Origin of the sequence: Paenibacillus sp. FSL R7-0198 (genome assembly GCF_038000415.1) — a bacterium.
Classification (GTDB): Bacteria; Bacillota; Bacilli; order Paenibacillales; family Paenibacillaceae; genus Paenibacillus.
Genome location: NZ_JBBOCB010000001.1, coordinates 5,569,777 through 5,593,441, shown reverse-complemented (window position 1 = coordinate 5,593,441; position 23,665 = coordinate 5,569,777). Strand labels below are relative to the sequence as shown.

Below are 23,665 nucleotides of genomic sequence, written 5' to 3'. Positions count from 1 at the left end.
GTTTCATCACCAAATATCACATATTTTTGTTCTTTTTTTATTGAAAACGCTTAATAATTTAGCGATTTAACACACTAACGTTACAACGATGTGATGTTATATAACAAAAACATATCGTGAACTTTAGTGCTAAGTGGAATTTACCTGTTTTCTTTTGTATTATTTCACCGTTCGTATTTTATGTATTGCCATGGTCTGTTATTCAACCAGTTATCTGGTTTCATTGTTCCCTTCCAGACCATAGCCTATTCGCCTACTCTTTCAGAGATTGGGCTTCGGATTTCTTCCAAGCCGTAAAAAAAGCCGCCATATAGGTACGGCGGCTTGTATCATACAATTTAAGCGTTAATTTTGCCTTTAGCTACAGTAGCCAAAGAGTTGAACGCATTGATGTCGTTAACGGCCAGATCAGCCAACATTTTGCGGTTCATGTCTACTCCAGCAAGTTTCAAACCATGGATCAGTTTGTTGTAAGACAAACCATTCATACGTGCTGCAGCATTGATACGAACGATCCACAGTCTGCGGAAGTTACGTTTCGTGTTGCGACGGTCACGGTATGCGTATACCAGGGATTTCATTACTTGCTCGTTAGCTGTTTTAAAAATACGGTGTTTGGAACCGAAATAACCTCTTGCCAGTTTCAAAACCTTTTTATGACGACGACGTACTACAAAACCGCCTTTTACTCTTGCCATATTAAAGAACCTCCCAAATAAATATAAATGTATCCGTGGTATGTGTACGGCCGTAGCCGATACCCCATACGGAATGTACTAATTAGAATTAGCCTTTCAAGTTAGCCAAACCTTGTTTCAAACGTCTAACATCCCCGGCAGCCATAACTGGGTTACCGTTCAGAACGCGCTTAGCACGTTTAGATTTGTGGGAAAGCAAGTGGTTTTTGTGAGCTTTGTAACGAAGGACCTTACCGGAACCGGTAATTTTGAAGCGTCCTTTCAAACTGCTGTGTGTTTTCATTTTAGGCATTTTGTGTTTCCTCCTCCAATGTTATCAGGCTTTAGGAGCCAAGATCATGATCATACTGCGGCCTTCCAATTTTGGTTGACGTTCAACAGTACAAAGTTCTGCAACTTCTACCTTAACGCGCTCCAAAATCCGTTGACCAATCGCGGCATGTGCAATTTCACGTCCGCGATAACGAACAGAACATTTCACTTTGTCGCCTTCGTTCAAAAACTTAACTACATTACGAAGCTTCGTTTGATAATCGTGCTCCTCAATATTGGAACGGAACCATACTTCTTTAATATCAACAATTTTCTGGTTCTTACGGGCTTCTTTATCTTTCTTTTGTTGCTCATAGCGGAATTTGCCATAGTCCATAATACGACACACCGGCGGTTTAGCCTGTGGTGCCACATTGACCAGATCCAAATTCAGGTCAATCGCCATTTGCAGTGCTTCGCGAATGGGCGTAATCCCAATTTGTTCTCCTTCAGCTCCGACAAGGCGTACTTCCTTCGCCCGAATCTCATCATTAATCATGTGATCTTTACTAATAATCGTCCACCTCCAGGTCATTTTGAATATCCAGTTAAACAAAAATAAAAGGGATGCCGGTCAAGCTACCGACATCCCTGTAATCAACACAATTCTTCATGAGTATACACTTCATAAATTATTGGGATCGTTGACCAGCCAACATGTTTGTTGATCAGGTGAGAAGTCGGACTTCTGCTTGTGATTCCATTGCTATTCGTTTTAAGGCACTCAAATACTATATCATCCACAAAACATATTGTCAACATCTTCACAACTTTTTTTTGTAAATTATACATTTGTTATATCAGATGTCAACAAAGTCTCATATGCATGTTCCTTACCCTTGTTTGCTCTGCACCTCATCCAACCGTACAACACGTGTATGTTGAGTATGGCTCCACTGTTTGTTGTTCTGCGTAAAGAAAGCGTAGAACGTAATCGGGTACCAAGACAGCAGGTAGATCGGGAACAAAATCAGATATAGATAAACTTTGGCAAAGGTAACCTTCTCCAGCGCCATGGACAGTAGGAACGTCAGAATGTTCAAACCAATAGCCACGAACCCAACCCATAACGGGAAGTATCCATAAATATTAGCAATGTGCGGACCGCTGAATACAGCCATGTCTACCCACATCACAGCCGTCATCAGGAACGTAAGCAATACCACATAGACATTGGCTCCATAGATAGCAAGGTCAAATTTCACCAGGCTTCTTTCCTTTATGGACTGCCAGAGCAGCGGGAAGAAGTATCTACGTGCAACTGTAAAGTGACCTTGCATCCAGCGCAGACGTTGTCTCGCTGAAGCTTTGAATGTCAATGGCTTCTCATCAAATACTTTGGCGTCATAGTTGAAAACAGGATACACATTACGTTGCACACTGCGCATCGTAAACTCCAGATCTTCAACCAGACTTGTTGCACCCCAGCCAATTTCCTTCAACAGGTTGGTCTCGAAGCACATTCCGGTTCCTCCGAGGAAATTCGCCATATTCAAGTTATGACGAGACAACTGCCACAGACGGTTGATGTACCAGTAAGATACACCGTAAGCTGCAGTAATCCAGGAATCCTCCGGATTTTTCGTATCAATGTATCCTTGGATAACACGCGAACCATTGTTCAAGTCATCATTCATCTCAAGCAAGAAGTTACGGTCAACCAGGTTATCCGCGTCAAACATAACAACTGCGTCATACTGACGCGGCAATTTCCACAGGTACTTAAGCATCCATTCGATGGCATACCCTTTACCTCTTAAATCGGCATTGGTACGTACACATGCGTTTAATCCATGCTCTCTGACAATTTGAGCCGTTCCATCCGTACAGTTGTCACAGATGACAAACACATCGTACAGATCTTCCGGATAATCAAGTTGTTTCAAGTTCTCCATCAAGGCACCAATGACTTGTTCCTCATTGTGTGCTGCGACGAGTACAGCGAATGATTTTGTCGCCGGATAATGTTTCTTTTTCTTTTTCTTAATCAGACCGAACAGCGAAAACGTGAATTGGTACACGGCTAGCAGTGCCAGAATGACCTGCATCGTGACGAAAATAGCGTCCAACATCGTTCTCTGTTACCCCCTTTTTTTCAAAACCCAGTTTACTCAAGCATTTCTCTTCCTGATTCTGCAATTTATTTTTTTTTGATCTGCAGAATATGACCCTGTTCTTTTGTGTACTACGTGATTATATCAGGCAATGTTTCAAAGCTTGGTTGCTATCAGTTGGCTGCTTTATCGATTCTGTATCCTTTTCAGTCATTTGTCAAAACCCCAATTCCACTTTCTGAAGCAGAAATGTGATCTTTAAACGCTGAATAGACACTTCGTGATACCACAACCTCGCATTCATGCCTGTTATATCTTATTTTCAGCCGTTTACTTGATTTTTATTTCTAAAGTCCCTGCTTTTTTCATCAGCATGTTATTCTTCGTCAGAGGCTCTATAACAAATAACGCAAACAGACCTCAAAAAGTTTGAAACAGAACTCACATTTTTTTACCTCATTTCAGCCATGTTGAATCATTGTATCTTTTTTGGCTGACCCAAGTCAAAAAGTTAAGATGGGTATATATCCACTCTTTAACATGAATTTCACGTTCTTTACATGGGTTCTTCTTGAAAAGGACAACATTTAAAAATATGATAAACATATACCTGAAATAACCTCAAGTTCATGAAAAACGGTTATATACTAATCAGGACGAAACCGGATGCAGAAAATCACCGGAAATAATGCCGCCATTACGGGCGGCCTGACTGGCAGGAGGCCAATATGAGCCGTTTATTCTTAAAGTTTCAAGATTATGATCGAAATGTTTTTATGTGGATCAACGGCCGACTTCATAATCGTTTTATGAATTTTTGGCTGTATTATTTCACCCATCTGGGTGGAGCAACTTCTTCTATTGCAATATCACTGTTAATCTGGCTGCTTGCTCCAGCTCCATGGAGCACAACAGGACTCCAGGCATGTATCGCCCTTGCGGTCAGCCACATCCCTGTAGCCATCGCGAAAAAATTGTATCCCCGCATTCGACCTTACCTGGCCTTGCCGGATACAATTACGTTCCGTAATCCGCTGACAGATCACTCGTTTCCTTCAGGGCACACAACTGCCATTTTTTCGGTCACGGTTCCCTTTATGACCACTGATCCGATCTTATTGCTAATATTGTTGCCTGTGGCCCTTATTGTCGGATTCTCTCGAATTTATCTGGGGTTACACTATCCTTCCGATGTTCTGGCAGGTGCCACAATAGGTACTTTAGTCGCACTTGCAACAGTTGCATTCTGGTCTTAAAGCCGATATGTTAGACTCAGAAAAACCTAGCAGGAACAGGTGAAGCAAGCGTGGAGAAAAAAAGAGTATTACTATTATCTGAAGGCTTTGGTACGGGTCATACTCAAGCCGCCTATGCATTGTCCAGCAATTTGCGAAAGCTTTCGCCAGACGTGCAGACAAAAGTGCTTGAACTGGGAAGTTTCTTAAATCCAAAGGTTGCACCTCTGATTATAACAGCATACAAAAAAACGGTTACCAACCAACCCAAACTTTTCGGATACGTATACAGACACCAATATAAAAAATCATTGAACAGGCTGACAACACTGGCGTTGCATAAATTGTTCTATACACACACACGCAGCGTTGTGCGCCAGTTACGTCCCGATGCGATCGTCTGTACACATCCGATTCCAAGTGCTGTCATATCCAGACTGAAGCGTCTGGGTGTACAGGTTCCCCTATGCACAGTCATCACCGACTATGATGCACATGGGACGTGGATTAACCGTGAAGTAGACCTTTATCTGGTTTCTTCAGATGAGGTTAAGTCCAAACTAATGCTACGCGGCGTACCTACAGACAACATTCGAGTCACAGGCATTCCGGTGCATCCAAATTTCTGGGAGCATCCCGGGCGAGAAGAGATTCGAAGCAGATTCAACCTTAAGAACATGCCTACTGTACTGGTGATGGGTGGCGGCTGGGGAATGCTCAGCGACAAGCTGGTCCATCCGCTGCTGACACGCTGGCATGAAGATATTCAGATCATTTTTTGTCTGGGTCGCAATGATAAAGCACGGATTAGCATGGAACAGAACCCCATGTATCGTAAAGAAAACATTCATATTATGGGGTACACCAACGAAGTGGACAAATTAATGGAAGTATCCGACCTGCTGATTACCAAACCTGGGGGAATGACATGCAGTGAAGGTTTGGCCAAAGGAATTCCAATGTTGTTCCACAACCCTATACCTGGTCAGGAAGAAGAAAACGTCCATTATTTTACGGCAAGAGGGTTGGGAGAACCCATAACTTCGCCCGACGTAGTGGTTAAATGGATGAACAAGCTGTTGCATCACTACCCAGATGTTGTACGTAAACGCAAACGTCATCTGGCGGAAATCGCCAAGGTTCATCCGATGCAGAGCGCTCAAAGTATTATCGATCTGCTGGAGGACGTTCGTCCTTCATCCGCAGAAGAGGCCCGTTTATGAATTTATCGAATAAGGTGCTGCTTCCCGTATTCTTCGTCCAATCACGCCTCTAACCAACGGCTTCAAACAAGCCTGCAACCACATTGAAAAGGTGCCTTCGAATTTGAAGGCACCTTTTCTTTATGAAGAAAAGTACAAACTATTGAATGCCTGCTGACTTCAAGTACTCCTGCCACTGCTTGGTGTATTCTGCCTGAATTTTTTCCAATCCTGCTTGTTTAGCCTTCTCCATAAATGTGTTCAATCCAGCCTCTACGTCTGCCACCAAACCTACATTAAGCGGATACAGATATTGTTTTTCCACTTGCTCCAATGCAGCCTTCTCGGCTTGGTACGGAGTCCAGTCTTCAGCAAATCCGGTATAAATATCAGGCTTTTTGATTTTGTCCAGATCTTCAAACATGGTCAGGACATCATCAAAGGTTTTATCATAGAGCATGAATTCCGGATTACGCCAAGCCCAACCATTCATACCCTCACGTGGGAAGCCGTTTGTTTGTGCGTCACCCACCATTTTGTAGTATCCATTGTCCACCTCGAAGTTTTTGCCCTCCACGCCATATTCAGTTAACCAATTATATCGTTTGTCTGTCACCAGTTTCTCATAAAATGCCAATGCTTTTTCCGGGTTTTTACTGCTACGCGGAATCGCAAAACCATTGTGGATCGGGTGAACCGGTTGTGCAAACCCTTTCGCATTCGGGTATGGGAAATAAGCCAGTTTCCAATCTGGATGCGTAGACTGCACCTTGATTACATCTGCATTAAATTTGTTCGGGTTTTCCCCGGACAGAACAACAGCCGCTTTTCCATTTTGCAGCAACGAGTTGGATGTATCCTTTACATTCAGTACGTTTTTCGGGAAAAATCCTTTGTCCATCCAACGTTTGTATGTTTTCAGGTCTTCCAGGTGTTGCGCGGATCCCCAGTAGGACGTCACGGTCGATGGTGAGTCATACATAATATCCAGTCCATATGGAAGTTGACCTGCTGTATTAACCAGCTTGGATGTCAATTGACGAATACCATGGGTATGGTTGGCATTGCTATCCGCAATCGGAATCATATTGGGTTCGTTGGCTTTGATGCCCTCCAGATACGCTTCGAGCGTCTCCAAGGATTCCGGTTTCGGAAGATTGTACTTCTCACGCAAGTCCTCACGGTAAGCAATCCCCTCGGTTACATACTCAATCCAAGTTGATGGAACAGTATAGATTTTGTCATTGATTTTGACAGCATTCCACATGTCATCAGGTACATGAGCTTTCAGTGCTGGCGCTGCTGTAGGCAGCATTTCATCCAGTGGCAGGAACGCGCCCTTCTTCGCATAGGACTGGTAGAATGTCCAATCCGCTGTGAAGATCAGATCGATCGGCTGTCCGGAAGACAGCAACAGTTTATATTTTTGATCCCAGTCGGTCCATGAGGTGTAGTTGAATTTCACATTGACGTTCAGATCAGTCTCAGCCAGCTTATTGATCTCGGATTCAATAACAGGCAGATCTTTCGGAGCATCCCCAAGCATGTAAAATTGAAGCGTGACTTTCTCGCCTTTGTTCCCGGAGGTTCCTCCCTGCTCACTTCCTTGCGTCGATCCCCCCGAACCGTTATTACATGCGGCAAGTACCCCGGCGAACAACATCAGGGCAAGTACCAGAGACAGGTGCCGAATTGTTTTGTTACGCATACGCATCCTCCCTTTTTGTGGTGAACCTTTATATGTTAGCGCAGACTCGCCATGTTTCAGACCGGAAATGATGCTAATGGCCTAATACCCACAGCGTGCTCACGTTCTAACCTTTCACTGCACCAATGGTGAGTCCTTTGACAAAATAACGTTGTACAAACGGATACAGAAACAAAATCGGTCCCGTTACAACGATCGCCATTGCCATCTTGGTTGATTCGGTAGGCACATCCTGACTGAGCGTGATCCCTGTGCCAATCGCCATCTGGTCAATGAATGTAATCGTGTTCATCGTGTTGTAGAGATAAAATTGCAGTTGGTACATATCCGGGTTGTTAATGAAGAGGGATGAGGTAAACCAGTCATTCCAGTAACCGAGTGCCAGGAACAGACCTACGGTGGCGATACCAGGCATCGCCAGTTTCAACACAATGCTGAAATAGATGCGAAAGTCATTCGCTCCATCAATTTTGGCGGACTCAATCAATTCATCCGGCACTGCCGAGCGAATGAAGTTTTTCATCAGGATAATGAGGAATGGCGTCATCAACCCCGGAAAAATAAGCACGGTGTACGTATCTGTGAGATTGAAGTAGTTCGCCAGCATAATGTACCAAGGCACAAGTCCCCCACCAAATAGGGTTGTGAAGTAGATAAAAAACGAGAACGTGTTCCGATATTTAAAATCCTTACGCTGGAGCACAAATCCGGCCATCGTGATGAGGAACAGCCCTAGCGTAGTCCCCACCACCGTTGTAAAAACCGTTACCCCATAAGCCTTGAGTACCTGAGTCGGGAATTTGAACACCATTTTGTAACCTTCCAGGGAAAAGTCCGTTGGAAAGAGGTGATAACCATCCCTCACAATGGACTCGTTGCTGCTGAATGAACCGGATAGAATCAGCAGAAACGGTAGCAAGCACATGATTGATAAAATGATGATGAAGCTGTAGGAAATCAGTTGAAACATAAAAGTGAATTCCGAATCTCTGAGACGAGTATTCGTACGCGTGTGAGTATTCATTGGAGTGTTCATGATCGTTCTCCCTCCTGCCCTGCGGGCGTTCTAGAACAAGGCGTAGTCCTCATTTACTTTGCGAATAATATAGTTGACAGTCATGATCAAAATGAATCCGAATAACGACTGATACAAACCAGCTGCCGTTGCCATCCCGATATCAAACGTTACTTTCAGTGAACGATACACATACGTATCAATAATATCTGTAGCGTTGTACAGCACCCCGTTGTTACCTATCAGTTGATAGAACAGATCAAACTGCCCCTTCATAATGCTGCCGAGCGAGAACAACAACAATATGACAAAGGTTGGCTTCAGCATCGGTACCGTAATGTACCAGATCCGCTGAAATATATTGGCCCCGTCGATTCGGGCAGCTTCATAATACTCGTCACTGATACCCGTTATGGCGGCCAGATAAATGACCATGCTGTATCCAAGATTTTTCCACAGATAAAAGATGATGATCAGGAACACCCAGATCCAGGGTGTGTTATAAATGTCGACCGGGCCGGCCTCAAAACGTTTGAGCACCGTGTTCACGAAGCCCGACTCGTAGTTAAACATGTTGTAAGCGATTACACTTAATAGTACAAATGAGATGAAATACGGCAAGAACATGACGGATTGCGTGATTTTTTTGAATAACCTCCCCCGGATTTCGCTAAGCATGATCGCACAGAAGATCGCCAGACCGTTTCCTAATATAATGAAAGCAAGATTGTAACCCACAGTGTTGGTTGTGAGCTTCAGCAGCATTCCGGATTGCCACAGGAACTTAAAGTTCTCCAGACCGACAAATGGACTACCAAATAATCCGCCTTCAAAATCATACCGGGTGAACGCATAATAGATGCCGACCATCGGAAAATACGAGTTAATCAGAAAAAAGATCAGCGTGGGCAACAGCATCAGAAACATGATTTTGTTTTTGTTCAATTCTTTGAGCATGGCTCGATCCCTCCCGAATTTCTTGCGGTGCTGCGTGGTGGAGCTCTCTTTTTATTGTAGATGCTCTCTTCGCTCACGGATACTGAAGCTTCCCGTCAGAAAATGAACGATTCTGCGAAATGAACTATGAACAAAACAAACGAACTCTGAAATGAACAGACCTTCACACACATCCGTTCACAAATATTGATATCGTGCATAGGCTACACCTAGTGAACAATCCAGCGAAAGTTGAACTTTATGTAGACAAAACAGGTGAAATGGCTTGTCCAGCATTGATGTAAACGCATACATAATATATAATTCAAGATACTCTTGCTCTTCTGCTCATCCATATATGAAATCTAGCGTATGTATATGAAGTTCTACGTTGTTCACCCAAAACAGGAGGTCTGAGGGGGAAGAAGAATGCGTAAACGTTCAGAGGACAGTCAGAAGGTCTTCACACGGATTCTGATCGGCATTATTATCAGTACGGTCGCTACCTTACTTGTGGCTTCTTCTATTTTGTACGTCAACTATAATCGGATTGCTCTTCGCCAGGTGTATCGTACAGATATGAACAGTCTTACACAAACCAGCCGTGAAGTGGCGAAAATGACCGAGACTGCGAAATCATTGTCATATCAGATCTATCAGGACTACACCATCTCTTCATTACTGCTTTATTCCAAACCAAATATCTATGAGATCACATCGGCGATGGAGCAGCTAGACAACTACCGTATGTCCCTTCCCTTTATCGAATCCATCTATGTATATAACTCCAAAAGTAATGAATTCTTCATCAGTTCCAACGTGCGCAATGGGCAGCAGTCCATCTCGGAGATCGATGATCAGGGGATTACAAGCATCCTCCAACGCTTCCATGACTATAAACCTTTTGTGCCCATCCCGCGTACATATCAGGTCGGGTCTACCGAAGCAACAGAGGTTAACAGCTACACCTATCTCTGTTATGACACGATTAATGATAACGCGAAGCTAAACTATGCTGTCATCGTTAATATCAAGGATGATTGGCTCAGTCCGAATATGAATGCTGTGGATCAACCAGGCAAGACCTTTATCGTGAATGAGAATGGAGACCTTTTATCTGACTTTGGCGACCGTGCATTGATGAAAAATCTCTCCAGCGAAGCTTTTATGAAGCCAATTATGCAGGATACGGAGCAGTCAGCTTACTTTACCGAGAAGGTCGACGGAGAAAAATCTCTCATCACCTATACCGCTCCCGATGACCTGGGTTGGCGTTATGTGAGAATAACACCTTATGATCTGATTACCTCAGATATACGGAGTATGCGCACACATACCGTTCTGTTTTGTGTTGGACTTCTCCTGGCAGGGTTACTGCTCTCTTACCTTGTGTCCCGAAAACTATATCACCCTATTGATAAGGTGCTTGTTCGTTTACGTGTGATGGAAGCAGAGCGACGTGGCAGTCTTCATTTGTTACGGCAGGATTTTCTGCGGGGGGCGCTGCAGGGCCGTGAAACAGTAACTGGAGGTATGCTGGAAGAACGAATGAAGTTCTATGGTTCCTCTATTGACGTTCAGCGTACATCCAGGCTGGTATTGCTGCGTATTGACCATTTTACCGAATTCTGCGAAACGTACCGTGATGAGACCCAGCTTGTAAAATACGCCATGATGAACATATGCACTGAGACAGCCGATCTCCACTACAACGCAGAAGCTGTGGACATGGGCGGTGATCTGATCACACTCATCTTCAATGAAAAAGCGGAAAGCCATGAACTTGGGCAACCTGGTCATAACCGGATCGAAGAGCTGCTACGTATGATGCAGGCAGCTGTAATGACCCATTTGAAATGCTCCATCTCCTGTACGATCGGCACGGAAGAAGATTCATTGGAAGACAGTATTGCATCCTATACCAGATCAGCCGAAGCCTCACTGCATCGCTTGTTCATGGGACCAAGTTGTCTGATCTATACCGCTGACATCATGGCTTATCACGCCAAGGAGTACGCATTTCCAGCAGGTAAGGAAAGACAACTTGTCGATCACTTAATGACAGGTAAGACACGAGAAGCAAAACAAGTCTATGCAGATATCGTCGGCGAAACAGCTGCATATCCGTTTACCGTCTTCCAGCTAGCCTTATCCCATCTGACGATGACACTGAACCATGTACGAAATACCCTCAAGAAGAATAATCAACTCACGCTTGATTCAGTCTCGGATGGTCTAATGCTGCCTGTCAAAGACGCCGAAGACATCAGTGAAGTACATGAACACTTCTATCGAATGTTTGATGAGCTTGGTTCCAAAGTTGAGGAGAAACGTACACTGAAGCACGAAGAGTTGATTCGTAAAATCAATGGCATTATTGAGCGGGACTATGCGGACCCCAATCTATGTCTAACTTCTATCGCAGATGAGTTGGGCATGTCGCCCATTTATGTAAGCAGGCTCTACAAACAGCTCACCCTGAAAGGGCTCACGGACGTGATTAACGAAACCCGCATAGCCAAGGCCCAGCATCTGCTGGTGGAGACAGAAAACTCCGTTGCCGATATTGCCGAGAGAACCGGATTCTCCAACAGTTCATATTTCTATCGCATGTTCAAAAAGTTCAACGGTGTTACACCAAACGATTATCGCCGCAAAGAGTTTCATTCAGAGAACTTTTGAAATCATCCCTGACTTGAGTTTATGGAGTATTGCACATCGATTGTTAATGCAAAAAAAAGAGCGACCTATGAGAATGAATCATTCACCTCATGTGTCGCTCTTCTTTAATGAGTTTAAGTTAAATTTCGATTTATTCCTGTTCCTGATCTTCGCCGGACTCATCAGAAGCTTCACGAACTTTATACTTGTCCAGTCGTGTCTGCTGATACTCACGCAGGGCCTCTTCGCCCACGATCACTTCAACCCGGTGAATGTTCATACCTTTACCCATGAATTTCTGCTCGTACTCCGTCATCACATGTTCTTCATTCAAACCATCACGATGCAGATTCAAAGAAATATTGGTCATTTGCAGGCCGAAGTCGGCAATAGCATTGAGCGAGAAATCAAACAGCGTCTCCGAATCGGTTTTGAAATGAATCTGACCTTTGGGATTAAGCAATTCCGTGTATTTCTTCAGGAAGCGCGGGTGCGTCAACCGACGACGTGCATGCTTTGCTTTTGGCCAAGGGTCACTGAAGTTCAAATAAATGCGCTCCAGTTCTTCCGGTTCAAAAACTTCTTCGATCTGTTCGATATTTGCCAGCGCAAGCTTCAGGTTAGGGGGTGTCTCCACATCAGCCTGACTCCACGCATTACGAGCTTTCTCACTGGCACGACGCACCAGTTCATCATACATATCAATACCGATGAAATTAAATTCCGGATATTTAAAACTCATTTGGCTGATAAATTGACCTTTACCCATACCAAATTCCACGAAGATCGGGTGATCATTGCCAAACAGTTCAGACCATTTTCCTTTATGTTGCTTGGGGTCCAGTACAACAAGATCAACTTGTTGCTCCAGATTTTCTCTTATCCCTTTTCTGCCACGTAAACGCATTTTATTCCTCCGTTTGTCCCATACTTGTCTCAGACTTATTTTGCCGAAGAACTGGCAAATTGTAAAGAGCAATGAAAAGGGAATCTTCGGATCTGCCACTTTGGGCAAATCTCAAAGATTCCCTCTTCGATTTATTTGGAATTGGGGTCCAACTACTTTAGTAGTTCATAGTCTACCTTATCTTGGTGTGAAAAATCAAATGTCTTTTCGAAAGCATCGCGAACTTTTTGTCTTGCAGCCGCTTTCACTTTCGGATTTCCATTAAAACGAACACCTGTTAAAGCCAGTGCTTCTTCTGCCGTCAATTCAACAGACACATGATTCAATTCATTGTTTTTAACTTGGGAATTCATTCATATCACCTCACGGTATAGTATGGTCCATGACGTCAATCTTGATTCAAATGCTATGATGAATAATACCCACTAGATGGTGTCTGACGCTGATTTAAATATAACATAAGGTGTAAACTATAGCAAGGAGAAAACCTTGATTTTACGGCCTATTTTTGCGTTTCGATTCCCTTTTTTTTTAGTTTTTTGATACAATGATAAAAGTTCATGAAGACATCTATAATCGCTATCAATCGTCTATGACGGAAATCGCATAGCGCTTCTTCTTTTGTTCACGTATGATTACTGTAATTCGACAGCCAAAGGAGTACCCTGAAGATGAATGCACCTGCATTACAGTCCCCTCTGTTGTGGGGAGATAAACGATTCCATACCTGGAATTATGAGATGCGAAATCAATTTAACAATAAGGTTTTCAAAGTGATGCTGGATGCTGGATTCACCTGTCCCAACCGCGACGGTTCCATTGCCAAAGGTGGTTGCACCTTCTGCAGTGCGCGTGGATCAGGCGATTTTGCTGGCAGCAGACGTGAAGATCTAGTCACCCAGTTTAATACAATTCGAGATAAACAGCACCTCAAGTGGCCTACAGCCCATTATATTGGCTACTTCCAAGCCTATACGAACACGTATGCTCCGGTTGAGGAGCTGCGCGAATATTTTGAAGAAATTCTTGAGCAACCCGGTGTTGTTGGTTTATCCATCGCCACTCGCCCGGACTGTTTGCCAGATGACGTTGTTGATTATTTGGCTGAACTGAACGAGCGAACCTACCTGTGGGTTGAGATGGGGCTTCAAACCATCCATGATTCCACATCAACATTGATTAATCGGGCGCACGACACAAAGTGTTACGAAGAAGCGGTTGAGAAACTGCGCAAACGGAATATACGTGTGTGTACACATATCATATATGGTCTGCCTCAAGAGACACATGAGATGATGCTGGATACTGGACGTGCCGTCGCCAACATGGATGTGCAGGGCATCAAGATTCACCTGCTGCATCTGATGCGTAAAACGCCGATGGTTAAGCAATACGAAGCCGGGCTTCTACGTTTTTTGGAACAGGACGAGTATATCAAACTGATCGTGGATACGTTGGAGATGCTTCCACCGGAAATGATCGTACACCGTCTTACAGGGGATGCACCGCGTGATCTGTTGATTGGACCGATGTGGTCCATGAACAAATGGGAAGTGTTGAACTCCATTGATCGTGAGCTGCGAGAGCGGGATTCATGGCAAGGTAAGTATTGGAGGCGAGCATAGATGGGCTTTCTTTCAGTTCTCAGCTGTGCACATCAGTGGATTGCTTCCCGTCTGCAGCCAGGTGATCTGGCCATAGATGCAACGGTGGGTACAGGAGCAGACACACTATTTTTGGCACAACAAGTAGGCAGGCGTGGTCAAGTCATTGGATTCGATATTCAAAGTGAAGCCCTCACGCTGGCACAGGCCCGGATTCGAAAACAAAACGATGAAGCCAAACTTGGCTCCATCTCCATGCTTCAACTAAGCCATGCTCGAATGGCAGAAGCGGTTCCTGAGTCATGGCCTGGTGCGGTTGGTGCAGTTATGTTCAATCTGGGGTACCTGCCTTCAGAAAGTGCAGATTCCTCCATCATAACCGAGACTGACAGCACGATTGCTGCACTCGAGGCTGCACTCGCTTTATTACGCCCTCGCGGAATCATTACGGTTGTGCTTTACCCTGGTCATAACGGAGGCGCACAGGAAGCAGCAGCCGTATTGGAATGGTCCTCTGCCCTGCCGGTGGAACAGGCACAGGTTGTGATGTATCGCCAATTGCAGCGAGAAACTTCTCCTTTTCTGATCGGAATCGAGAAAAAATAATTTCCTTTGTTCACCAAATACAATAAACTAGACACAATCGCAAAGCGAGCTATTAACGGCTTTTTCTTCCGGCGATCTGTGTTCTAAATCTACATATGCAAACGTATTCACTTGTTTGTTCATGGCGATTACACGCCCATGACTGATTAAAGCGATCCACCATTTCATATACTAGAGGAGAGATTACTGATGTCTACGCCATACCCATTACAATTCCAACCTGAATTCAAAGAACGTGTATGGGGCGGTCGTGCGCTGGAGCAATTCGGCCTTACGCCCCCTGAAGGACATATCGGAGAAGGATGGATGATTGCGGATCATCCAAACGGTACAACCAAGGTATTAAATGGAGCACTGGCTGGCAAGGGTCTGGATGAAGTTCGTGAACAACTCGGCACCGAATGGCTTGGAACCAAAGGCGTTTCCGAAAAAGGCGGCCGTTTCCCCCTTCTGATTAAGCTGCTTGACTGCAACGATGACCTGTCCGTGCAGGTTCATCCAACAGACGAGTATGAGGCACTTCCTCCTGGCGAGCTTGGCAAAACAGAAATGTGGTATGTACTCGATGCAAAACCGGGCGCACACATCATCTATGGCTTGAATGAAGGCGTTGATCGGGCAACATTAAAAGAAGCATTGGAAAACGGAACGGTGATGGATACCCTTCGTCAGGTACCTGTAGAAGCTGGTGATACGTTCTTTATCCCTGCCGGAACAGTACATGCGCTCTGTGCAGGTGTCGTTGTCGCTGAGATTCAGCAAAACTCGGATACGACGTACCGAATTTACGATTACAATCGTCCAGGGCTGGATGGCAAACCACGTGAGTTGCATGTTGAAGACTCATTAAATGTTACCGCCTATGAGGGCGCAGGTGCCTCAACGATGAAAACAAATAACGCTACTCCTAGTGAATGGCTCAAGCTTGCGGAATGCCCTTATTTTGTGGTGGAAAAAGGGATTGTGACTGAACGGTGGGAACTCTCCACCAATCCTGACAGCTTCACGATTCTCGTTGTCTGTGAAGGCGAAGGAACACTTTCGTGGGCACATGCTGATTCAGACAACATTGAATTGAAAGCTGGACAATGTTATCTCTTGCCAGCCAATCTGGGTTCTTATACATTAGATGGAAATACCACTGTTCTTCGCTCTTATCTGCCATAAATCAAGCTTATATGTAACCTGTGAAGGAGGAATTACACGAGATGCAGGAATCTACCTTTGCCTTGGTCGCTAGTGAAGGTACCCGTATTCATGTGTACCGCTGGCTTCCCGATCCGGAATGCAACGTTAAAGGTGTAGTGCAAATTGCACATGGCATGGGCGAGACGGCAGCCCGATACGCAGAATTTGCCGGCATTCTTACCCAAAATGGCTATGCGGTTTATGCCAATGACCATCGGGGTCATGGCAAAACTGTGGAGAATGCCAAGTTGCTTGGTAATGCTGGTATCGATGCCTTCCGCTGGATGGCGAGTGATATGATCAATTTGGGCGAAGTAGCCACCAAGGAGAATCCTGGGGTGCCCCTGTTTCTTATGGGACATAGCATGGGCTCATTCTTGGTACAACATCTCATGTACGCTGGTCATGAGCAGTACCATGCCTTTATTTTATCCGGGACAAACGGCAGACGCGGTCTGCTCCGATTTGGAGAGAAGCTGGCCTTCTTGCAGTGCGGCATTCAGGGCGCTACCCACCCCAGCATGCTGCTCAACGCAATTGTATTTGGTGGATTTAACCGCTCTTTCCGCCCTGCAACGACACCATTTGATTGGTTGTCCCGGGACTCACAAGAGGTTCAGCGATTCATTGATGATCCCCTGTGCGGAGCAGTCTGTACAGCAGGCTTTTTCCGCGACTTCTTCAAATTGCTGCTTGAAGTACATCTTCCACACAATATGGAGCGCATACCCAAACACAAACCCGTTTACCTGTTCTCAGGTGAGAAGGACCCTGTCGGACTTCATGGCAAAGGCGTTCTTAATCTGGTCTCCCAGTATAAGAAGCTTCAGCTGGAGAATATTGAGTATCGCCTGTATCCGGATGGACGCCATGAAATGCTGCATGAGATCAACCGAACAGAAGTCGCTCAGCACGTTGTAGACTGGCTAGAGCGGAATACACCTAACTCTAGTGAACACGACGATGCAGTGAGCCCTGCTGAGATGGCTGACTCTATATAATAGAGTCGGAGATAACATACCAAAATCCAAAAGAAACCCCTGAATCGGATGGACAGCTCACGCTGCGCTCCAGTTCAGGGGTTTTCTTGTTAAGCGATATGAATAATAGCTATAAACAAACTTTATGGGCTAACCTTCAATTAACAGGGATTCCGGGTCTTCAAGCAGTTCTTTTACGGTCACGAGGAAACGAACAGCCTCACTACCGTCGATAATCCGGTGATCGTAGGATAACGCGATGTACATCATTGGACGGTTCTCCATCCGTTCTGCATCAATCGCCACTGGACGAAGCTGGATCTTATGCATCCCCAGAATACCCACTTGAGGCGTATTCAGAATTGGCGTAGACAACAAGGAACCAAATGTTCCACCATTGGTGATGGTGAACGTTCCACCTTGCAGATCAGATAACGCCAGCGTGTTGGAACGAGCTTTGGATGCCAGGTCCGCAATACTCTTCTCGATCTCGGCAAAGCCCAGACGATCGGCATCACGTACAACCGGTACAACCAGTCCTTCCTTCGCTGATACGGCAATGCCGATATCATAATACTTTTTGAGAACAACATCTTCGCCATCAATCTCTGCGTTAATTGTAGGGAATTTTTTCAGAGCTCCCACAACCGCTTTAGTGAAGAAGGACATGAATCCCAGGTTAATCTCATGTTTCTCTTTGAACTTGTCCTTACGACGTTTACGTACATCCATGATCGCAGTCATATCAACTTCATTAAACGTGGTCAACATCGCTGCTGTCTGCTGCGCCTCTACCAAACGTTTGGCAATGGTCGCACGGCGACGAGACATGCGTTGACGCTCCACTGGTTTGGTATAGGTAGAACTTCCAGCTGCCGGAGCACTTGGTGCTGCTGGAGCTTTACTCGCAGGTGGAGCAGCAGGAGCAGGCGCCTGATTGTTATGGCTCTTCACATCATCCTGGTATACCCGTCCAATCGGATCTTTGCTCTGAACCTGATCCAACTCGATACCACGTTCACGTGCAAGCTTGCGGGCAGACGGTGAAGCCGTCTTGGCACTATCGGATGACTCCGGTGCTGCCGCAACAGGTGCTGGTGGTGGTGTTGGAGCTTCAGGTGCAGGAGTAACGGCCTTTTTCTCTTCAGCTGCTGGTTCGGAAGCGGGTGCACCGCTTCCTCCTCCAGAACCAGCTGAGAGTGTACCGATCGTTTCACCGATCTCGACCGTCTCTCCTTCCTGACGAATGATCTTCTCCAGCACGCCACTTTCTTCTGCGCTGATTTCAATATTTACTTTATCCGTTTCCAGTTCAAGAAGCACATCACCCTGATTAACGGTATCCCCTTCTTTAACCATCCATCTGGATACAGTTCCCTCAGTTATTGACTCACCCATTGCAGGTACTTTAATTTCACTCACAGCTGTTACCTCCCCAGTGGAATATTATTCTTCGTCGTTTGTTTCAACGCAGATGTAATAATCTGTTGCTGTTCCATACTATGCACAAGCTGATAACCGCTGGAAGGACTTGCGTGTTCCGGGCGACCTTCGTATCTAACGGTTGTGCCTTCCGGAGCAACTTCACGAAGACGAGGCTCCATGTATGTCCAGGCACCCATGTTTTTGTTTTCTTCCTGTACCCATACCAGTTCTTTTACATTGCTGAAACGTGCGAGTATACGTTTGATCTCTTCTGCCGGGAAGGGATATAGCTGTTCTACGCGAATGATGTGAAGCCATGACCAATCTGCTTTATCTTTTTCAAAAGCATCTTCCAGGTCAATGGCAATCTTGCCACTGCACAAAATAATGCGCTCTACGCGATCCGGCTGTGTACCCAGTCCAGCTTGCTCCAGCACAAGCTCAAACTTGCCTTCACTGAATTCGACTGCCGGTGAAGCAACACGCGGATTCCGAATGAGACTTTTCGGTGACATCATCACAAGTGGACGAGCATCTTCCGTTTCAGTCAACGAAGCTTGACGACGCAACAAGTGGAAGTACTGAGATGCACTCGACAAGTTGGCAACCGTCATGTTGTCTTCTGCACAAAGCTGCAGGAAGCGTTCAAGACGAGCACTTGTATGCTCAGGTCCCTGACCCTCATTCGCATGTGGAAGCAACATAACCAGACTGGATTTCTGAGACCATTTGGCGCGACCCGCTGATACAAACTGGTCAAATATAACCTGTGCACAGTTGGCAAAGTCACCGAATTGAGCTTCCCAGATGACCAGTGTATCTGGTGAATATACGTTATATCCGTATTCGAATCCAACAACGGATTCTTCAGACAACGGACTGTTATAGATTGCAAAAGATGCTCTTGCCTGTGGCAAGTGATGTAATGGGCAGAACTTTGCTCCATTCTCCGAATCGTGCAACACCAGATTCCGATGAGCGAATGTAGCGCGCTCGGCATCCTGTCCACTAATCCGAATTGGCTTACCATCTGCCAGAATGGTTGCAAATGCGAGTGTCTCCGCAAGGCTCCAATCCACTTTTTCCCCTTCGTTCAGGGAAGTGCTCCGGCGTTGCAAAATCCGCTGTAACTTCGGATACACGTTGAAGTTCTCAGGCCATTTCAGCAGATCGGCATTAATGCTGCGCAGATTCTCCAGTGGTACCGCAGTCGGAGTAATCGTAACAGCCTCCGGCTCACTGATTTTCCGTTGGTAATATTCATGTACTTCATTTTTCTTCATCTGGTCATAAGCTTCTTTTAATTTGTTCGTTACTCCATCGCGAATGCTCGTAATGGATGCATCATCGATAATCGATTCCTCTTTCAACTGATCCTGATACAAGTGGCTTACCGTTGGATGGTTTTTCACCTTGTCATAAACGATAGGTTGAGTTGTTTCGGGATCATCGGTTTCGTTATGGCCGTAGCGACGATAACCGATCAAGTCGATCAGGAAATCCTTTTTGAAACGATTGCGATACTCGGCTGCCATACGAATGGCTGCAATACAAGCATCCGGATTGTCCGCATTCACGTGTACAATCGGAATCTCGTACCCTTTAGCAAGGTCACTTGCGTAGTACGTTGAACGGGAATCACTGCTATCTGTAGTGAAACCCAGACGATTGTTGACGATAATATGGATGGTTCCACCATTCTGATATCCTGGCAGAGCTTTGAAGTTAAGCGTCTCTGCAACGATCCCTTCTCCAGGGAATGCTGCATCACCATGCATCAAAATGGTAGCTGCCTTCGTCACGTCTTGCTTCGGATATCCAGGGTCACGACGGTCATCCTGAGCCGCACGTGCAAACCCTTGTACAACCGGATTAACGTATTCCAGATGGCTCGGGTTATTCGCCAGAGTAAGGCGTGCCTGTACAGTTTCCCCGTCTTTTACAAAACGGTTGGCACCCATATGATATTTGACATCCCCCGTCCAACCGTAGTTGATTCCAGTCGATCCTTCCGATGGAACCAAATCTTTGTTCGGAGCATGATGAAATTCAGAGAAAATTTTGCTGTACGGTTTGCCCAAAACATGAGCCAGTACATTTAACCGTCCACGGTGGGCCATACCCATCAGAATGTGGCTTGATCCGGCTTCTGCCATGATGCGAACAGCTTCATCCAGCATCGGTACAAGCACATCGTTACCTTCGATGGAGAAACGTTTCTGCCCAACAAATGTTTTGTGAAGATAATCTTCAAATTGCTCAACTTCAACCAAACGTTCCAGCAAAGCCTTACGTTCTTTCGGCGTGAGTGGAGCCGGTGATGTCCGGGATTCCGCACGACGATTCAGCCACTCACGCTCTTGAACTTCGTGCACATGACTGAATTCATAGGCCATGGGTCCAGTGTAAATTTGACGCAAGCGTTGGATTGCATCCCATCCGGTTGCTGTCTGCCCATCTGCACCTTCCCAGATCAGGGAAGCAGGTAAAGCTTTCAGATCTTCTTCGTTTAATTCAAAATGCTGAGGTTCCAGCAAAGATGTGTCTGTATCTTCACTGATTCCAAGCGGATCTATATCTGCAGCAAGATGACCATAGGTACGGATGTTCCATACCAGTTTACCCGCTGTAACCGCTTTCTGTAATAGTTGAATGTCTACGCTTCCGGAAGCCGATTGGGCGTTGCCGGAATTCAAGGTTGTGCGTGCATCCCTGCCAGACATCGGCGGTGCACCCCATTGTTCAAATAGTTCACGATAGGCCGGTGTAACCGAACCAGGGTCTTGAGTGAATAATTCATATTGTTCCTGTACGTATCCCATATTGGGGCCATAGTAACTTTCCCAGGGCTTCTTGTTGCCTTCCACGATCGTCATCGACGTTCCCTCCGTCTTGATTTAGTCATAAGTTTTTGACGGAAATCATTGACTAAGCCGTAATTTGCGTTCGTTCAACATTTTAAGCTAAATTTTTCATGAAGTCCAATAATCGTGCTGTTGGTGGTAGTAACGTTAGTCCGACGCTCCCGTCAAGGTTTGTCTGCGTTTTCAAAATCAAAGTAAAACAATGATTGTATATACCGTCGCACAGATGTCGAATACTGTCCTGATCCGTTCGAAGGTTACACTTTCTCCTCTTCTTCAAGTGAAGTCCATGTTCTAATATCTATTCTATAAACTTTTACGCTCAGGAGCATTTCCTATTTTTAGTTCAATTGATGCATAAATTAGATGAATCGAATAAATCGGTCAATATGGATAGAACAACGAACACTTAATTACAACAAAATAGGCATACGATCTCCCATTTTACCTCCTTAATTGAATTGTGGTCCATTATGTTCAAAAACAAACGTCAAGTTAAACATTAACCATTTGACGTCACATTCAACAAATAATTGGGGTTTTCTTCAAAAGACCAACAGTAAAAAGCTGGCCCAGACATGAATTATCCGAGCAGCTTCTTTGGATATAGCAAATTTAATCTCAGCAAATACTTCCTATTTATCTTCATCCTCTGTAATAGCATCCAGATCTATGGCCATACGGATCATATCTACACAGCGAATACCATCCTCTATAATCTCTTCCTCATAATGCCTCACAAAGAAGTCACGATCAACCCCGATAATGCGGAAACCGCAACGTTGGTATAACTTCAATTGATGAAAGCTGGAGTTGCCCGTCCCAATTTCGAGAATCCGGCAGCCCAATCTACGTGCAGCTTCCATCGCTTCCTTAATCATGTGTTTGCCTACACCTTGTCCCTGCAGTTCTTCCTGTACGGCAATATTAACAATCTCCGCAGTCTCTGGACGAGTCTTCAACAATACGAACTCCCCAACCATCTCTCCTTCATACTCGGCAATAAAACAAACACCCCGACTCAGGTACTCATCCACAATTGCTTTTGAAGGATCAGCCATCAATAAAAGTTCGTATGGTCTCTCTTCTTCCCAGTCCAAAATCCGGAACGACAATTTCATGCCAATCTCCACCTTTTCATCGTACAATATTCATTTACGTCCTGTTTGCAGAAGCCTATGTATGGCAAATCCACAAATATATCATTCTTCATTTCAACAAACTAGTTTTCTCAATCTATTAGTCACACACTATTACCCACAGACTAGTCATCTCCTATAAAAATAGTAAACTTCATTATATCATAATATTTGGATATAAATATATAGATATGGATGATACATTATGAGGCATTATTTTTATCCTAACCCAAGCTTAAATGCTCATGAATTAATTTCCATTCCCCATCAAGCCCAGCAACAAATACATTCGTGGCCCGCCCCTTGCCATAAGCCGGCTCTCCCTGATAAATTCCCTTCCAGTGGTAGGTATAAATACAAACGGCCTGCTCTTTGCTAGTTGTAATCCACTTAACATCTTCAGCACGATACACTTCTTCCTTGACTGTCTCCCAAGCGTTCTCAAAATAAGCCCGAATTTCGTTAGGGGTAGTACAGGACGTTCCCGTAAACCAATATACGGCTTGTGGCGATAACCATTTACTGACTTCATCAAACTGATGTGTATTTGTCGCCGCAATGTAGCTTTGCAGGGCATGCTGGTATCCCATGATTTTTCCTCCTTCTGACGATTTAACTTATCGGATCCCACTCTGTTCAAGTACCGAATCGCTATACACCATAAATGTCTCTTGCAGTGTACGTCCGGATGACTTCTCCCAGATCACACTCCGCTCAAAAGTGCCTTTTTGGAAAAAACGCGGGAGACGTTCAGCAAACCAATCCTGCATAGGCAACTCAAAAACCCGCTTCATAGGCACCCATAACAGTTCGCCTTCGGGCGGATCTTGCAATAACTGACCCTCGAATGAAGTCGCCAAATAGTTAAATACCATGTACCGCAATCCTTGTTCGGGATCACAGAACTCATCAAGCCCTTTATACGTAATCTCATTGACCGCTAGCCCCGTCTCCTCCAGAACCTCCCGCACGGCACCATCCACGATACTCTCCGGAAAGTCTACCTTCCCCCCAGGAGCGATGTATCCCGGAAATCCTTTGCGATCCGGCCGATTCATTAGCAACACCTGATCATTCATTTTGTCCCATACCATACACATCGTTAATATCTCTATTCTAGTATCCATATCC

General features: G+C 45.1%; 21 protein-coding genes. 7 read left to right on the top strand and 14 right to left on the bottom strand.

The annotated features are described in order from the left end of the window. Positions 1–338: 338 nt before the first annotated feature. The 4 genes from rplT to MKY87_RS24535 all read right to left on the bottom strand — a co-directional run bounded on the left by rplT (position 339) and on the right by MKY87_RS24535 (position 3,082). Positions 339–698 (bottom strand): 50S ribosomal protein L20, encoded by a 360-nt coding sequence (rplT, locus tag MKY87_RS24550; protein WP_017689664.1) that lies wholly within the window; start codon positions 696–698, stop codon positions 339–341. Positions 699–786: 88 nt separating this feature from the next. After that, positions 787–990, bottom strand: a complete 204-nt coding sequence (gene rpmI / locus MKY87_RS24545) for a 50S ribosomal protein L35 (protein ID WP_017689665.1) — start codon at positions 988–990, stop codon at positions 787–789. Between the two features lie 24 nt (positions 991–1,014). Further along, complete coding sequence (infC, locus tag MKY87_RS24540; RefSeq protein WP_017689666.1) at positions 1,015–1,509, bottom strand: translation initiation factor IF-3; 495 nt, start codon at positions 1,507–1,509, stop codon at positions 1,015–1,017. A 334-nt stretch (positions 1,510–1,843) separates the two neighbouring features. Then, positions 1,844–3,082, bottom strand: a complete 1,239-nt coding sequence (locus MKY87_RS24535; protein ID WP_340966617.1) for a glycosyltransferase family 2 protein — start codon at positions 3,080–3,082, stop codon at positions 1,844–1,846. 710 nt (positions 3,083–3,792) lie between these two features. Here MKY87_RS24535 and MKY87_RS24530 point away from each other — a divergent pair. Together MKY87_RS24530 and MKY87_RS24525 are read left to right on the top strand one after the other, a co-directional pair. Further along, positions 3,793–4,320, top strand: coding sequence for a phosphatase PAP2 family protein (locus tag MKY87_RS24530; protein ID WP_017689668.1), 528 nt, complete (start codon positions 3,793–3,795; stop codon positions 4,318–4,320). Between the two features lie 50 nt (positions 4,321–4,370). Next, positions 4,371–5,522, top strand: coding sequence for an MGDG synthase family glycosyltransferase (locus MKY87_RS24525; RefSeq protein WP_338592867.1), 1,152 nt, complete (start codon positions 4,371–4,373; stop codon positions 5,520–5,522). 139 nt (positions 5,523–5,661) lie between these two features. Here MKY87_RS24525 and MKY87_RS24520 read toward each other — a convergent pair whose 3' ends face one another. The 3 genes from MKY87_RS24520 to MKY87_RS24510 form a co-directional block, all read right to left on the bottom strand. After that, positions 5,662–7,215, bottom strand: coding sequence for an ABC transporter substrate-binding protein (locus MKY87_RS24520; RefSeq protein ID WP_445259847.1), 1,554 nt, complete (start codon positions 7,213–7,215; stop codon positions 5,662–5,664). A 100-nt stretch (positions 7,216–7,315) separates the two neighbouring features. Continuing rightward, positions 7,316–8,179 carry a carbohydrate ABC transporter permease gene (locus MKY87_RS24515; RefSeq protein ID WP_370511436.1) on the bottom strand — a complete coding sequence of 288 codons (864 nt, stop codon included), beginning with the start codon at positions 8,177–8,179 and terminating at the stop codon, positions 7,316–7,318. Positions 8,180–8,275: 96 nt separating this feature from the next. After that, the gene (locus MKY87_RS24510; RefSeq protein ID WP_017689672.1) at positions 8,276–9,181 is read right to left on the bottom strand and encodes an ABC transporter permease; all 906 of its coding nucleotides are present in this window, start codon (positions 9,179–9,181) and stop codon (positions 8,276–8,278) included. Positions 9,182–9,589: 408 nt separating this feature from the next. Between MKY87_RS24510 and MKY87_RS24505 the strand changes: the two genes are divergently transcribed. Continuing rightward, entirely contained in the window at positions 9,590–11,842 is a 2,253-nt protein-coding gene (locus MKY87_RS24505; protein WP_340966615.1) for an AraC family transcriptional regulator, read from the top strand. Between the two features lie 130 nt (positions 11,843–11,972). On the opposite strand, the gene trmB is transcribed toward MKY87_RS24505, so the two are convergent. Together trmB and MKY87_RS24495 are read right to left on the bottom strand one after the other, a co-directional pair. Continuing rightward, complete coding sequence (gene trmB / locus MKY87_RS24500) at positions 11,973–12,728, bottom strand: tRNA (guanosine(46)-N7)-methyltransferase TrmB (protein WP_091032872.1); 756 nt, start codon at positions 12,726–12,728, stop codon at positions 11,973–11,975. 152 nt (positions 12,729–12,880) lie between these two features. Continuing rightward, positions 12,881–13,081: a hypothetical protein gene (locus MKY87_RS24495; RefSeq protein WP_036610190.1), complete on the bottom strand. Its 201-nt coding sequence runs from the start codon at positions 13,079–13,081 to the stop codon at positions 12,881–12,883. 318 nt (positions 13,082–13,399) lie between these two features. On the opposite strand from MKY87_RS24495, the gene MKY87_RS24490 reads away from it, so the two are divergent. From MKY87_RS24490 to MKY87_RS24475, 4 genes are all read left to right on the top strand, one after another. Beyond that, positions 13,400–14,353 (top strand): TIGR01212 family radical SAM protein, encoded by a 954-nt coding sequence (locus tag MKY87_RS24490; RefSeq protein ID WP_340966612.1) that lies wholly within the window; start codon positions 13,400–13,402, stop codon positions 14,351–14,353. After that, positions 14,354–14,938 (top strand): class I SAM-dependent methyltransferase, encoded by a 585-nt coding sequence (locus MKY87_RS24485; RefSeq protein ID WP_338592847.1) that lies wholly within the window; start codon positions 14,354–14,356, stop codon positions 14,936–14,938. 189 nt (positions 14,939–15,127) lie between these two features. Continuing rightward, positions 15,128–16,105, top strand: a complete 978-nt coding sequence (locus MKY87_RS24480) for a type I phosphomannose isomerase catalytic subunit (protein WP_340966609.1) — start codon at positions 15,128–15,130, stop codon at positions 16,103–16,105. A 41-nt stretch (positions 16,106–16,146) separates the two neighbouring features. Then, entirely contained in the window at positions 16,147–17,127 is a 981-nt protein-coding gene (locus MKY87_RS24475; protein WP_340966608.1) for an alpha/beta hydrolase, read from the top strand. 129 nt (positions 17,128–17,256) lie between these two features. On the opposite strand, the gene odhB is transcribed toward MKY87_RS24475, so the two are convergent. The 5 genes from odhB to MKY87_RS24450 all read right to left on the bottom strand — a co-directional run bounded on the left by odhB (position 17,257) and on the right by MKY87_RS24450 (position 23,661). Further along, positions 17,257–18,528, bottom strand: a complete 1,272-nt coding sequence (gene odhB / locus MKY87_RS24470) for a 2-oxoglutarate dehydrogenase complex dihydrolipoyllysine-residue succinyltransferase (protein ID WP_091032882.1) — start codon at positions 18,526–18,528, stop codon at positions 17,257–17,259. Positions 18,529–18,533: 5 nt separating this feature from the next. After that, a complete protein-coding gene (locus MKY87_RS24465; protein ID WP_047842236.1) occupies positions 18,534–21,407 on the bottom strand; it encodes a 2-oxoglutarate dehydrogenase E1 component in 2,874 nt (957 codons plus the stop codon). 623 nt (positions 21,408–22,030) lie between these two features. Continuing rightward, a complete protein-coding gene (locus MKY87_RS24460; protein WP_338592835.1) occupies positions 22,031–22,516 on the bottom strand; it encodes a GNAT family N-acetyltransferase in 486 nt (161 codons plus the stop codon). A 242-nt stretch (positions 22,517–22,758) separates the two neighbouring features. Next, the gene (locus tag MKY87_RS24455) at positions 22,759–23,124 is read right to left on the bottom strand and encodes a YybH family protein (protein WP_340966605.1); all 366 of its coding nucleotides are present in this window, start codon (positions 23,122–23,124) and stop codon (positions 22,759–22,761) included. Positions 23,125–23,151: 27 nt separating this feature from the next. Next, complete coding sequence (locus MKY87_RS24450; protein WP_339784991.1) at positions 23,152–23,661, bottom strand: 8-oxo-dGTP diphosphatase; 510 nt, start codon at positions 23,659–23,661, stop codon at positions 23,152–23,154. Between the last annotated feature and the right edge of the window lie 4 nt (positions 23,662–23,665).